This is a genomic window from Streptomyces sp. NPDC047886, from assembly GCF_043204435.1.
Taxonomy (GTDB): domain Bacteria; phylum Actinomycetota; class Actinomycetes; order Streptomycetales; family Streptomycetaceae; genus Streptomyces.
In genome coordinates, this window is record NZ_JBIDCF010000002.1 from 93,428 (window position 1) to 107,684 (window position 14,257).

The following is a 14,257-nucleotide window of genomic DNA, read 5'->3' on the forward strand; positions in this document are numbered from 1 at the left end:
GACGTACTCGCTCCGGGTGCTCGTGCCGGTCTTCCGTTCCGGTCGCGAACCTGCTGCCGGAGAGGGGCGCTTCCTCGAAGACGACTGGCGCGGTGCAGGCCGCCTTCCCGGTGGCGGCCGCCTCGGGCCGGCAGGTCGTGGGCGCGATGGACACCGGCGCCTCGGCGACCGGTGACTTCACCGCCTCGCCGCTGCTGTCCTCGGGTTCCTGGGCGGCGGGTTCGTCGAACGGCGCGTTCACCTACTCGTACCAGGTGCAGGTGCCGGAGACCGCCGGCGGTCTGATGCCGAAGGTCAACCTGAGCTACTCGTCGCAGACGGTCGACGGCCGCACCTCGGCGTCCAACAACCAGGCATCCTGGATCGGTGACGGCTGGGACTACAACCCCGGTTCGATCACCCGGACGTACGTCAACTGCCGCCAGGACGCCAAGAAGGCCGGGGCGAACAACGCGACCCACAAGACCGCTGACCTCTGCTGGGGCTCGAACAACGCCACCCTCTCCCTGGGCGGCATGACGACCGAGCTGGTGTGGGACTCGTCCAAGGGCAAGTGGTTCACCGCCAACGGTGACGGCTCGAAGATCGAGCGGGTCACCGGCGAGGCCACCGGCAACGGCGCCTACCAGGGCGAGTACTGGCGTGTCACCACCAGGGACGGCACGAAGTACCACTTCGGTCTGAACAAGCTCCCGGGCTGGTCGGACAACGGCACCGCCAACGACGACCCGCAGACCAAGTCGGTCCTGACCGTGCCGGTGTACGGCAACCACCCCGACGAGGACTGCTACAAGGGGCCGACGACCACCGACTGGAAGGCCTCCTCCTGCACCCAGGGCTGGCGGTGGAGCCTCGACTACATCGAGGACATCCACGGCAACGCCATGTCCCTGTGGTGGGAGAAGGAGCAGAACTACTACGCGAAGAACTTCTACTTCAAGGGCCCGGTCAAGTACGACCGCGGCGGCTACCTGTCGCACATCCACTACGGCCAGCGCAGGAGCAACATCTTCTCCGCGACGGCCCCGGCCCGCGTCAGCTTCAAGGTCGAGGAGCGCTGCTTCACAGAGGGTACGCTGACCTGCTCGGACGCGAACTTCGCGGACAAGGATCCGGGCAAGTACCGCATCTGGTATGACACCCCGGCGGACCTGCGCTGCGAGGCGGTCACCGCGACGTACACGCGGAAGTGCTGGAACGCCGGTCCGACCTTCTGGTCCCGCAAGCGCCTGGACAAGATCACCACCTCCGCACAGCGGCGTACCGACACCAGCGCGCGCCAGGTCGTCGACGAGTTCCAGCTCAAGCAGAGCTTCCCGGTGCTCAAGACCGGCGTGAACACCGCGCTGTGGCTGGAGTCCATCCAGCGCACCGGCTACGCCCGCAACGGCTCGACGGACGCCTTCGTCAAGCTGAACCCGGTGCGGTTCGAGTCGAACTCCGAGGACATGCCGAACCGTGTCCTGCGGGGTGCCAACGACCCGCGTCCCCGTTTCTCCCGCCTGCGCATCGAGCGGGTGATCAACGAGTACGGCGGCGAGACGGTCGTCACCTACAAGCCGCGCGAGGGCCAGTGCCTCTCCGGCGTGGGTCTGCCGGGCAAGACCGAGACGGCGGCGCTGAAGTCCAACAGCCGGCTCTGCTACCCGCAGTTCTGGCACCCCGACTCCGAGATCGAGGACATCGACTGGTTCCACAAGTACGTGGTCGAGTCGATCGAGGAGCTGCCGAACATCGACGGCTCGTACTCGACCCTGACGTCGTACGAGTACAAGAACGCCGGCTGGAAGCTCGCCGAAGCCGAGTTCTCGAAGAAGTCCACCCGGACCTACTCGACCTTCGCGGGCTTCGAGCAGACCACGGTCATCACGGGCGAGCGCAAGGCCACCGCCGACAGCGGTGAGGGGTCCACGCCAGCCGAGGACACACCGGGAGTAGACGGTCCCAGGACCAAGGCCGTCACCCGCTTCTACCGCGGCATGGGCGACACCGTCCCCATGAAGGACATCACGGGCGCCACGCTCACCCACAACGGTGCGACCGTCTACGACCGCGAGGCGTTCGCCGGCCGCATCGCCGAGGAGTTCAGCTACTCCAACGCCTCCGACGCGGACACCAACTGGCTGACCCGCAGCCTCACCGTCCCCGCGGCGACGGAGCTCGCCAGCCGCGCCCGCGGCGACGGCCTGGACCCGCTGAAGGCCTGGCGCGTCACCGAGCCCGAGGAGATCGCGTACACCAAGTCCTCCGGCACGGGTGACGACACCCGCAAGCTGCGGACTGTCCGCACCAAGACGACGTTCGAGTCGACCTACGGTCTGCCGACCTACGTCGAGTCGTTCGGCGACACCGCCGCCGACAAGACCAGTGACGACTCCTGCACCAAGCTCGAGTACCTGCACCACACGGGCAAGAACCTCATCGGTCTGTCCAAGCAGGTCCTCGTCTCGCCCACCCCGTGTGCGAACGCCAACTGGGCCGACCTCACCACGCTCAGTGCCGCGACGCGGACCGCGTACGACAACACGGCGTACGGCACCCCGATCGCCGACACGAGCCGCGGTCTCGCCACCGAGACGTGGTCGCTGAACGGCACCGGCACCGGCTTCCAGACCGGCGGTAGGGTGGCCTTCGACGCCCTCGGCCGTGTCACCAAGCAGATCGACCCGGACCTCAGGGAGTCCTCGATCACCTTCGACCCGCCCACGGGTCAGGTGTTCAAGATCACCCAGACCAACCCCCTCGGGCACACGCAGGTCCAGGAGCTGGAGCCGGGCCGAGCGGTCGCGCTGAAGACGACCGACGCCAACGGTCACGTGAGCGAGGCCAAGTTCGACGCGCTGGGCCGTCTCACCGAGGCCTGGGCCCCGGGCCGCACCCAGTCCACGGGTGCGATCCCGGACTTCAAGGCCGAGTACGTGATCCCGGCGGAGCAGACCGACCCGGAGGACTCCACCCGCAAGATCCGCAAGCCTCCGTACGTCACCACCTACTCGCGTGGCTACGAGGACCGGATCGAGAAGGCCGTCATCATCTACGACGGTCTGGGCCGTGAGCGCCAGACGCAGGAGGAGGCGGACGGCGGCGGCCGTCTGATCACCGACACGCTCTACAACAAGGCCGGCGAGGTCTACCAGACCAACAACGCCTACCTGAACGAGGACGCACCCAGCGGGGAGCTCTTCACCCCGCGCGCGGACACCACGGTTCCGAACATCACCCGCTACAAGTACGACGGCCTCGGCCGCGTGCTCGAGGAGATGCCGGTCCTCAAGGTCATGGCCCCCGGGACCACCGAGGCCATCTCCCGGGAGGTCCCGGAGAAGGCGACCCGCTACGAGTACGGCGCCGACTGGTCCAAGGTGATCCACCCGCAGGGCAACTCCTCCTACCGGGTCTTCACCGACGCCCTGGGCCGCACCGTCCGCACGGACACCATCAACCCGGCGGCGCCCGACGGTCACACGTCGACGCGCTACGAGTACGACAACCGCGGTCACCTGACGAAGGCGACCAGCTCGGCCGACCCGACCCACCCGTGGTCGTGGACGTTCGACAAGCGTGGCCGGATGGAGACGGCGACCGATCCCGACACGGGCACCACGCGGACCACGTACGACCACCGTGACCGGATCCTGACCACGACCGACGCACGCGGCATCACGCTCTGGAACGGGTACGACGAGCTGTCCCGCCCCAAGGAGCAGCGCCTGAGCAGCTCCACGGGCACGCTTCTCGCCGGGTTCTCGTACGACACCGTCGCCGGCGGCAAGGGCATGCCCGCCTCCGCCACCCGCTACACCGACGGGCTGGCGTACACGCAGAAGGTCAACGGCTACACGACGGACTACCAGCCGACCTCGACGACGCTGTCGCTGCCCTCTTCGATAGCCAGCGCATGGGGCGTGCCGGCGGATTACCGGTACGACTACAAGTTCTCCGACAACGGCATGCTGGAGGAGGCGAGCCTTCCGAAGGCCGGTAGGTTCGACCCCGAGAAGCTGATCATCCGTTACAACAAGGACGGCAATCCGCTCTCGATCTCGGGCAAGGACTGGTACGGCTCGGAGACCGTCTACTCCCCGTACGGCCAGGTCCTGCGCTCGACCATGGGCGCGCAGCCCTACCGCGTGTGGACGCAGAACTCGTACGACGAGTCCACCGGTGAGCTGCAGAACCAGATGGTCTACCGCGAGCAGACCCCGCTGCCCGGCAACAACATGGTCTCCAACCGCGAGTACGCCTACGACCCCGCCGGCAACGTCACGGGCATCCGTGAGCACGCCACCGGGATCGAGGAGCGTCAGTGCTTCACGTACGACCCGCTGGGTCAGCTGAAGTCGGCCTGGACCTCCAAGGACCAGGAGAAGTGCACCGGTCCGAAGAACACCGATGGCACGCTCAACGTCACCGGCGGCAAGGACAGTTCGGGCTACTGGCAGGAGTACGAGTACGACCTGCTGGGCAACCGCACCAAGCTGGTCGAAAAGGACCTGACCGGCGCCACGGCCAAGGACGCGACCACCACGTACGCATACGGTGTGGGCGCGGCCAAGAGCCAACCGCACACGCTGACCAAGGTGTCGAAGACCTACACCACCCCCACGGGTACGCAGGTCAAGGCCGAGGCCGAGCGTCTGTACGAGCTCACGGGCCAGACCAAGTCCATCACCTCCGTCCAGAACGGTGACAAGCAGACGCTGTCCTGGACGGCTGACGGCAAGGTCGACCGGATCACCGGCGCGGGGACCGGCGGCAAGACCCCCTATGTGGGTCTTGCCGACAAATGCCTCGACCTCAAGAGCGGGCTCGCGGCCGCCGCACAGCCGATCCAGCTGTACAGCTGCAACACCTCCGTGGCGCAGAGCTGGAAGTTCACGCCCACCCCGGGCACGCCGACGGCTCCGCAGACCAATCCCGACCGGGGCACCCTGTCGGCGTACGACGACTGGTGCGTCCAGCCGGCCGCGAACACGGCCGGGTCCGCGCTCCAGCTCCAGAAGTGCAACGGCACCGCCGCGCAGGAGCTGAAGCGCACCACTGCCGGTCAGCTCACGCACATCGCGTCGAACCTGTGCCTGGCGGTGCAGGGTGGCAACTCGGCCAGCGGCACCCCGATCGTCCTCGCGGCCTGCGACGGCACCTCCGCCGCGCAGCTGTGGGCGCCGCAGAACGACACCCGCCACATCTACGGCCCCGGCGGCGAGCAGCTGCTCACCATCAAGGGCAAGACGGCCACCCTGCACCTGGGTGACACGGAGGTCACCGTCCAGCAGGGCGGTGTCCTGGTCAACACCCAGCGCACCTACACCACCCCCGGTGGTGCGGTCATGCGCTACGCCTACGGCATGGGCCCGGAGAGCCTGGTCGGCCTGACCAGTGACCACCAGGGCTCGACCTACGCCGAGGTCGCCATGAGCGGCACGATGGCGGTGCGGATCCGCAAGCAGGACCCGTTCGGCAACCAGCGCGGTGCGGGCACGGTCGGTGTCAACATGCAGGCCCACACCGGGTTCCTCAGCAAGACCCGGGACGACGGGTCCGGCTACACACTGCTGGGTGCCCGGTTCTACGACCCGGTCGTCGGACGTTTCCTGTCCGCCGACCCGCAGATGGACCTGAACGACCCGCTGCAGGCCAACGGGTACGTCTACGCCCACAACAACCCGGTCACGCACTCCGACCCGACCGGTCTGGCCATCGCGCTGACCGCCTCGGAGAAGGCGGCGGCCCTGGCCGGCGCGGGCCTGTCCGCGGCGCAGGTCGCGCAGGCACAGGCCACCATGGGCAAGTCCCTGACCTCGGTGATCCTCGCTGCCGCCTGGAGCATCCTGAGCGACTTCATCGGTCTCAGCGACGCCATGGCCTGCTTCGGCGGTGACATGTGGTCCTGCGGCAGCATGATCATCGGGGCGATCCCGTGGGCCAAGCTGGGCAAGATCCCGTCCGTCCTGAAGGCGGTCAACCGCACGATCGACGCCATCCAGGCGTTCAAGAAGGCGAAGGCTGCCGCCGAGAAGGTCCTGAAGGCCGCCAAGGCCGCCGAGGCCGCGGCCTTGAAGGCCAAGAAGGCCGCGATCGAGAAGGCCAAGAAGGAGGCCGCGCAACGGGCCAAGAAGAAGGCAGCCGAGGCCGCCAAACGGAAGGCCGAAGCGGCGGCGGCCGCAAAGAAGAAGACCGGTAACCCGGTTCAGAAGCAGTCCCAGGCCAAGGCCGCACCGAAGTCCTCCTCCCAGGGCGGAGGCAGCACCACCAAGCCCAGTACGTCCAAGCCGGGCGGCAGCTCCGGTGGTTCCTCCCGCAGCGCGGGTGGCTCCAGCGGTGGCGGTGGTTCAGGCAAGGCGGGCTGCAACAGCTTCGTGCCCGGCACGAAGGTGTTGATGGCGGACGGCTCCACCAAGCCGATCGAGAAGGTCAGGACCGGCGACAAGGTCCTCGCGACCGACCCCGTGTCCGGTGAGACCCGGACCGAGACGGTCACGGCCGAGATCAAGGGCCAGGGCCTCAAGCACCTCGTCAAGATCACCGTCGATATCGACGGCACGGCCGGCGCGAAGACGGCCCAGGTCACCGCGACCGAGGGTCACCCGTTCTGGGTCCCCGAACTCCGTGCCTGGCTGAAGGCCACCGAGCTGGCATCGGGCCAGTGGCTCCAGACCAGCGCGGGCACCCGGGTCCAGATCACCGCGATTCAGCGCTGGACCGCCCAGGCGGCGACCGTTCACAATCTGACGGTCTCCGACATCCACACGTACTACGTGATGGCTGCGGGCACCTCGCTCCTGAACCATAACGAGACCTGCCCGACGGGCGGAGAGGGTCCTCCGGAGCGCGACCCGTACTCGCCTGAGCTCACCAAGGCGCGACAGGACAAGAACGCGGCCAACTGGTCGGAGATTCCGAAGGAAGTCCACCACACCGTCAACGGTGTGGAGGACGGCTCGATCAGCCAGCGGACCAACCACAACGGCCTCGACTGGTTCGATGCCCGCAGGCCCAACGGCACCCACAACACCAACCACCCGTGGTACGGCGCGACCATCTACACCGGCGTCGGCAACGGCCGGAGCACGAACGCGAACAACACCCTGACCCGTGTGCTCGTCCGCGCGGACGGCGTAGTCGGGTACGTACTGGGGCACAACTACAATCAGATCCACGAGTACGGATACGCCGGGCGTCTTCCTGGCAGACATAACGCACCACCGCAGAGTTGGTTGAACGCACACTCATGAAATCTCTCGCAGCAGCGGGTCTGCTGATCGTGGACGTATGGAATGAGCCCGAAGGGCTCATCCCGCCCCTCGTCGCCGGCCAGGCGGCGAGCTGCCCAGCTGAGGAAGGCCGCGTCGAGGCGATGCTAGACATCCACGACCCGCTCCTGCACGAGAAGGCGAACGCCGACTGGTACCGGCTGTCGGTCGAAGGTGGGCTCTTCTCCGAGACCGACCGCAGGTTCCTGCTCGCACTCAGCCCCGACGAGAACAGCCCCTCGCGGTGGTTCTGCGTCGAGCTGCAGAGTGAGTGGGACATCATGGGGAAGGGTGCTGCCGGGCTGCTCGGCAGCGCGCCCTGCCGACCCGAGTTCAGCATGCTCTCGCTCGACGGCAACGTGCTGTGCTTCGCGACGACGTGGGAGCACGACATCAGCACCTCCGTGCTGCCGACGCCGCATCGTTCACAGGTCCTCCGACGGTTCGCCGAATGGGTGGCGAAGGGAGCGATGGACGAGCCTGACGAACCGCCGCTGAGTCCGGCGGCACGCCGCTGGCTCGACAGCCACTAGCAGTGCGGCCCGGCCCGGTCATGCCGGGCCGGGCACACTGGAGCGCCCACAGGAGCCCCGACTGTTACATCAGTCGGGGCTCCTGCCTTTCCCCTACGAACGCCCCGCCTTACAGCCGCAGCGCCTCCACCGTCATCGCCCGCACGATCGGTGCCGGGCTCCTTGCCACCGCTGATTCCGTCCGACGTGCCTCGCCGTCCTCGATGACCACCGCGACCGCGGCAGTCGGCACCCGGATCAGGCCGCCGGCTCCGTCCGGCCTCCAGATCGCCGCCCCAAGCGCTGGACCGCCCAGGCGGCCTCCGTCCACAACCTCACCGTCGGCAACACGCACACGTACTACGCGTTGGCGGCAGACGTAGCGCTTCTGTCCCACAACGACGGTGAGTCCTGCCCGGTCGCCGGTCTCGCCACGCTGCACTACCACGGCGGGAGGCAACCACTTCAGCGTCGAAGTGACAGACACAAACGACCTGGCTCCCACCACCTCATGTCGCATGACGGCGTAGCCGTCGTCGGCCCCTACGGTGGTGACCCTGGAATCATGACCCATACGTTCGAAATCCCGGACGAACGGGCCGCGCTGGATTTCCAGCGGAACAATCAAGGTTCTTGGCGTCAGTACACCGAGTTGAGCAACAACTGTCTCAACTACTGCATGCGGGTCTTGAACGCAGGTGAACCGAACCTCTCCGAAGGCAGAGCCGCGATCCCGTGGGCGACCAGACTGCTCGGCGGTAGCGGCGGCAGGAGAAGGTGAGAGAGGCACATGACTGCAAGGAACTCCGAGGCACTCGATGTGCTGTTGCAGATCGCCGGTGACAGCAGAGTGACGTGGCGGGCGGTGGAGATCGCCGGAAGGGGTATCTCCGCCGACGCCGCCGCGACCCTTTGGATGCTCGCCGGTGGCAAGGCGTCGACCCCCGGGCTCGAGCTGGCGGAGCTTCTTATCCGTCAAGGCGAGCTCGTCGACGAACTCGTGGAACTCTGGGAGTTCTACGGCCGCGGTGATATGGCCTCCGCGGACTTCGAGGCCCGCCTCGAAGAGATCGTCACAGCACTGCAGCGATGGCCTGCCGCGTAGTCGCGCACGCCGCGACACCTGAATAGCGATGGGTGAGGGCCCTGCCGGAGACGGTCTCCGGCAGGGCCCTCACACGTACCGTGAAGGTCGCCATCCGCATGATCAGACACGAGGATTGCGGCCGGGCCGGCCACAGCGGAGCACCCAACAGGAGCCCCGACCGGGACATCGGTCGGGGCTCCTGCCTTTCCCCTGTGGACGCCCCGCCCCGCCTTTCCAGCCATAGCCCCTCCGCGAGCATCGCCCGCGCGATCGGTGCCGCGCTCCCGCCGCCGCTGATCTCCGTCCGACGTGCCTCCACGTCCGCGACGACGACCACCACCATGACCGCGACCGCCGGGCTTACCGACACCCCCAGCAGCGGTACATCGCCGCAGTGCACGAGCGGGTCACACGAGCAGCGTTCGCGGCACCGTGCCGACGGGTGCCGTCAGCGCCTCCAGGCGCTTGATGAGCCGACGGACGAGGAGCAGCGGTACGACGCCGAAGACCCCGAACGACATGTCGATCACGGTCCACCAGAACGGGATGCCACGGATCGGACCGCAGATCAGCGCGAGGGGGATGATCCCGGCGCAGGCGATCACACCGAAGTCGATCACCCATATGTTGCGGACGGGGTCGCGGTAGGGGCCGTAGAAGGCGACGGCGATCACCAGGTGCGCGAAGGCGAGCCAGTCCGTGCCGTAGAGGAGGAACGGGTACCGGGAGTCGGCGGTGCCGAGGCCCTCCCTGACCCGCTGGATCCACTCCAGCAGGCCGGGGAAGGTGTCCGCGACGGGCGCCGCCCAGCCGGTCAGCGCCTCCTCGGTCAGGCGCAGTTCGGTGACGAGCGGGAAGGCGGTCGCCCCGCTCAGCACCAGGCACACGATGAAGAACACCAACCACACGCGAATGCGCCGTAGTAGGGCGCTTGCCTCGGTCATGTCCGCAGCGTACGCCGGGGTTTACCGGCCCTTCACCGGGCCCCGGTGACCCTTCGCGCGACGGCGTGCGAGAGGATGGTGGCGCCTGCCGCCATGGCCAGTCCGGTCACGGCGTCGCGCGTACGGGCGGGTCGCAGCACCCCTGCGCGGCGCAGCCGGCCGCGCGCCCACAGCGTGAACGGGACGACGAGCAGCGGCGAGGTCACGGAGCCGGGCGTGTAGCCGCGTACGGCGGCGGCCTGGGCGAGGTGGACGAGCCCGTGCAGCCCGAATCCGGTCAGCGCGGCCTGGTAGAAGCCGGACCGCCCGCCGGTGCGGTGCCCGGCGACGGATGCGGCGGCGACGATCCCGCCCATGAGGCCCACGGCGACGGTGAACTCCCGCTGGTCCACGGCCTCGGCGGCCCGCCATATCCGCTCGGGGACACCGGGGAACCGCTCGCGCAGCTCCGGCAGGTGGTCGCGGAGCCAGCGTGGCCCGAAGGCCACCTCCTCCGCGTCGTGCAGGGCCCAGGCGGCCAACAGGCCGTAGGCGACGGCGAGGTCGGTGTTCCGTGTCATAGACGCATTGTGCTCGTACGCGCGTGGTTCGTTCGTCCGCACGTTGTGCTCGTACGCGCGTAGTGCTCGTACGCGCGTAGTGCTCGTACGCGCGTTCAGCTCGTGCGCGCGTGGTGCTCATGCGCGCGTTCTGCCGCGCAGGGCGCGGCGCGGCGCGGCCCGGCGAGACGGGCGGGCGGGCCGGGAGTGTCTCCCGGCCCGCCCTTCCGTCGTTCACGGCGTGCCGTCACGCACGGATCGTCCGTCAGCCGAGGGACGTCATCACGTGCTTGATGCGGGTGTAGTCCTCGAAGCCGTAGGCCGACAGGTCCTTGCCGTAGCCGGACTTCTTGTAGCCGCCGTGCGGCATCTCCGCGACGAGCGGGATGTGGGTGTTGATCCACACGCAGCCGAAGTCCAGCGACCGGGACATCCGCATGGCGCGGGCGTGGTCCTTGGTCCACACGGACGACGCGAGCGCGTACTCGACGCCGTTGGCGTACTCCAGCGCCTGCTCCTCGTCGCGGAACGACTGGACGGTGATGACGGGGCCGAAGACCTCGTTCTGGACGATCTCGTCGTCCTGGTTGAGGCCGGAGACGACGGTCGGGGCGTAGAAGTAGCCCTTGTCGCCGACGCGGTGGCCGCCGGCCTCGACCTTGGCGTGCGCGGGCAGCCGGTCGATGAAGCCGCTGACCTGCGCCAGCTGGTTGGCGTTGTTCAGCGGGCCGTACAGGGCGTCCTCGTCGTCCGGGGCGCCGGTCTTGGTGTCGGCGGCCGCCTTGGCGAGCGCGGCGACGAACTCGTCGTGGACGGACTCCTGGACGAGCACCCGGGTCGCGGCGGTGCAGTCCTGGCCGGCGTTGAAGAAGCCGGCCACGGAGATGTCCTCGACGGCCTTGGCGATGTCGGTGTCCTCGAAGACGACGACCGGGGCCTTGCCGCCCAGCTCCAGGTGGACGCGCTTGACGTCCTTGGCGGCGGACTCGGCGACCTGCATGCCGGCGCGTACGGAGCCGGTGATGGAGGCCATCGCGGGCGTCGGGTGCTCGACCATGGCCCGGCCGGTCTCGCGGTCGCCGCACAGGACGTTGAAGACGCCCTTGGGCAGGATGGAGCCGATGATCTCGGCGATCAGCACGGTGGACGCGGGTGTCGTGTCGGACGGCTTGAGCACGACGGTGTTGCCCGCGGCGATGGCCGGCGCGAACTTCCACACGGCCATCATCATCGGGTAGTTCCACGGCGCGACCTGCGCGCAGACGCCGACCGGCTCGCGGCGGACGATCGAGGTCATGCCCTCCATGTACTCGCCGGCCGAGCGGCCCTCGAGCAGCCGGGCCGCGCCGGCGAAGAAGCGGATCTGGTCCACCATCGGCGGGATCTCCTCACTTCGCGTGAGGCCGATCGGCTTGCCGGTGTTCTCGCACTCCGCGGCGATGAGGTCCTCGGCGCGCTCCTCGAACGCGTCGGCGATCCTCAGCAGGGCCTTCTGCCGCTCACTGGGGGTGGTGTCCCGCCAGGCCGGGAAGGCGGCGGCCGCGGCCTCCATGGCGGCGTCCACGTCGGCCTGCCCGGAGAGCGGAGAAGTGGCGTACACGTCACCGGTGACCGGGTTGACGACGTCGATGGTCCTGCCGTCGGCGGCATCGCGGAACTCGCCGTTGATGTAGTTGCGCAGACGACGCAGTTCGGTGGTCACAAGCCACCCCTCCTGTCGATTCCTGACGATCTCTGTATCCGACTCGGTGCCGGCCCTGCTTCCCAGGATCGGTGTCCGGTGGATGAGACACCTACCCTAATCGCTGAGGCGACGCTTTCAACAGGCCCGACGCTCCATAACTTCGGATTCAGTGAGATCCAGACCTCAGAACAACGAATTTCATCGATCTGGGGTTGCGAGACCGACGAGTCTCGGTGCACAGTGAGGTTGTGGCCAGCCGAAGCGCAGACTCCAGGCCCGGCAACGGATCGTCCCCCGCGATCGATGCCGTGTCCCTGGCGATCATCGAACAGCTCCAGGAGGACGGACGCCGTCCCTACGCCGCCATCGGAAAGGCCGTCGGCCTCTCGGAAGCGGCCGTACGGCAGCGCGTCCAGAAACTCCTCGACCAGGGCGTGATGCAGATCGTCGCCGTGACCGACCCGCTCACCGTGGGCTTCCGTCGGCAGGCGATGGTCGGCATCAACGTCGAGGGCGACGTGGAGCAGGTGGCGGACGCGGTGACGGCCATGGCCGAATGCGAGTACGTGGTGATGACCGCGGGCTCCTTCGACCTGATGGTGGAGATCGTCTGCGAGGACGACGACCACCTGCTGGATGTGATCAACAAGCGCATCCGGACCCTCCCCGGCGTTCGCTCCACCGAGAGCTTCGTCTACCTCAAGCTCAAGAAGCAGACCTACATGTGGGGAACCCGATAGCCGTGAGCAACTCCCGCAGCGACCTGTCAAAGACCGCCTACGACCACCTGTGGATGCACTTCACCCGCATGTCGTCGTACGAGAACAGCCCCGTCCCGACCATCGTCCGCGGCGAGGGAACCTACATCTACGACGACAAGGGCAGGCGCTACCTCGACGGTCTCGCCGGGCTCTTCGTGGTCCAGGCGGGCCACGGGCGCACCGAGCTCGCCGAGACCGCCTACAAGCAGGCCCAGGAGCTCGCCTTCTTCCCGGTGTGGTCCTACGCCCACCCGAAGGCCGTCGAGCTGGCCGAGCGCCTCGCCCACCACGCCCCCGGCGACCTGAACAAGGTCTTCTTCACCACCGGTGGCGGAGAGGCGGTCGAGACCGCCTGGAAGCTGGCGAAGCAGTACTTCAAGCTGGTCGGCAAGCCGACCAAGTACAAGGTCATCTCCCGCGCGGTCGCCTACCACGGCACCCCGCAGGGCGCCCTGTCGATCACCGGCCTGCCGGGCCTCAAGGCCCCCTTCGAGCCGCTGGTCCCCGGCGCGCACAAGGTGCCGAACACCAACATCTACCGCGCCCCGATCCACGGCGACGACCCCGAGGCGTACGGCCGCTGGGCCGCCGACCAGATCGAGCAGCAGATCCTCTTCGAGGGCCCCGACACCGTCGCCGCGGTGTTCCTGGAGCCGGTGCAGAACGCCGGCGGCTGCTTCCCGCCGCCGCCCGGGTACTTCCAGCGGGTCCGCGAGATCTGCGACAAGTACGACGTGCTGCTCGTCTCGGACGAGGTCATCTGCGCCTTCGGCCGCCTCGGCACGATGTTCGCCTGTGACAAGTTCGACTACGTGCCGGACATGATCACCTGCGCCAAGGGCATGACGTCGGGCTACTCCCCGATCGGCGCGTGCATCATCTCCGACCGCCTCGCCGAGCCGTTCTACAAGGGTGACAACACCTTCCTGCACGGCTACACCTTCGGCGGCCACCCGGTCTCCGCGGCCGTCGGCCTCGCCAACCTCGACATCTTCGAGCGCGAGAACCTCAACCAGCACGTGCTGGACAACGAGGGCGCGTTCCGGTCGACCCTGGAGAAGCTGCACGACCTGCCGATCGTCGGCGACGTGCGCGGCAACGGGTTCTTCTACGGCATCGAGCTGGTCAAGGACAAGGTCACCAAGGAGTCGTTCGACGACGAGGAGACGGAGCGCGTCCTGTACGGCTTCCTCTCCAAGGCGCTGTTCGACAACGGCCTGTACTGCCGCGCCGACGACCGTGGCGACCCGGTCGTCCAGCTCGCCCCGCCGCTGGTCTCCGACCAGTCGACGTTCGACGAGATCGAGCAGATCCTCCGGGCCACCCTCACCGAGGCCTGGACCAAGCTCTGATCGCACGGGCGCCCCTCGCGGGGCTCCCCCGGGCGGTTCCCCCGACCGCCCGTCGTCGGCCGACCGTGGCCCGGCTTCACCCACACGGGTGCATCCGGGCCACGGGCGTTTCCGGATGCCGTGCC

At 68.1% G+C, this 14,257-nt stretch carries 9 protein-coding genes and 1 pseudogene; 6 read left to right on the forward strand and 4 right to left on the reverse strand.

The window, feature by feature from the left end; genetic code table 11:
- Positions 1-32: 32 nt before the first annotated feature.
- Both ACGF5U_RS06175 and ACGF5U_RS06180 read left to right on the forward strand, forming a co-directional pair.
- Positions 33-7,235 (forward strand): annotated as a pseudogene (locus ACGF5U_RS06175) (polymorphic toxin-type HINT domain-containing protein); the annotation flags it as partial.
- A complete protein-coding gene (locus tag ACGF5U_RS06180; protein ID WP_392710780.1) occupies positions 7,232-7,786 on the forward strand; it encodes a hypothetical protein in 555 nt (184 codons plus the stop codon). The pseudogene ACGF5U_RS06175 and the gene ACGF5U_RS06180, both read left to right, overlap by 4 nt.
- Positions 7,787-7,895: 109 nt before the next feature.
- Here the strand turns inward: ACGF5U_RS06180 and ACGF5U_RS06185 are convergent, their stop codons facing one another.
- A complete protein-coding gene (locus tag ACGF5U_RS06185) occupies positions 7,896-8,339 on the reverse strand; it encodes a hypothetical protein (RefSeq protein WP_392710781.1) in 444 nt (147 codons plus the stop codon).
- Here ACGF5U_RS06185 and ACGF5U_RS06190 point away from each other — a divergent pair.
- Together ACGF5U_RS06190 and ACGF5U_RS06195 are read left to right on the forward strand one after the other, a co-directional pair.
- On the forward strand, positions 8,331-8,546 hold the full coding sequence (locus ACGF5U_RS06190) for a hypothetical protein (protein WP_392710783.1): 216 nt from the start codon (positions 8,331-8,333) through the stop codon (positions 8,544-8,546). The two genes, ACGF5U_RS06185 and ACGF5U_RS06190, sit on opposite strands and share 9 nt — an antisense overlap.
- Positions 8,547-8,555: 9 nt before the next feature.
- A complete protein-coding gene (locus ACGF5U_RS06195) occupies positions 8,556-8,870 on the forward strand; it encodes a hypothetical protein (protein WP_392710784.1) in 315 nt (104 codons plus the stop codon).
- Positions 8,871-9,259: 389 nt separating this feature from the next.
- Here the strand turns inward: ACGF5U_RS06195 and ACGF5U_RS06200 are convergent, their stop codons facing one another.
- The 3 genes from ACGF5U_RS06200 to ACGF5U_RS06210 all read right to left on the reverse strand — a co-directional run bounded on the left by ACGF5U_RS06200 (position 9,260) and on the right by ACGF5U_RS06210 (position 12,037).
- Positions 9,260-9,796: a hypothetical protein gene (locus tag ACGF5U_RS06200; protein ID WP_392710785.1), complete on the reverse strand. Its 537-nt coding sequence runs from the start codon at positions 9,794-9,796 to the stop codon at positions 9,260-9,262.
- Positions 9,797-9,828: 32 nt separating this feature from the next.
- A complete protein-coding gene (locus tag ACGF5U_RS06205; protein ID WP_392710786.1) occupies positions 9,829-10,356 on the reverse strand; it encodes an HXXEE domain-containing protein in 528 nt (175 codons plus the stop codon).
- Positions 10,357-10,600: 244 nt separating this feature from the next.
- Positions 10,601-12,037: a gamma-aminobutyraldehyde dehydrogenase gene (locus tag ACGF5U_RS06210; protein ID WP_392710787.1), complete on the reverse strand. Its 1,437-nt coding sequence runs from the start codon at positions 12,035-12,037 to the stop codon at positions 10,601-10,603.
- 215 nt (positions 12,038-12,252) lie between these two features.
- Here ACGF5U_RS06210 and ACGF5U_RS06215 point away from each other — a divergent pair, with 215 nt between their 5' ends.
- Together ACGF5U_RS06215 and ACGF5U_RS06220 are read left to right on the forward strand one after the other, a co-directional pair.
- Entirely contained in the window at positions 12,253-12,759 is a 507-nt protein-coding gene (locus ACGF5U_RS06215; protein ID WP_392710788.1) for an Lrp/AsnC family transcriptional regulator, read from the forward strand.
- Positions 12,760-12,761: 2 nt separating this feature from the next.
- On the forward strand, positions 12,762-14,132 hold the full coding sequence (locus tag ACGF5U_RS06220; RefSeq protein ID WP_392710789.1) for an aspartate aminotransferase family protein: 1,371 nt from the start codon (positions 12,762-12,764) through the stop codon (positions 14,130-14,132).
- The last annotated feature ends 125 nt before the right edge of the window (positions 14,133-14,257 follow it).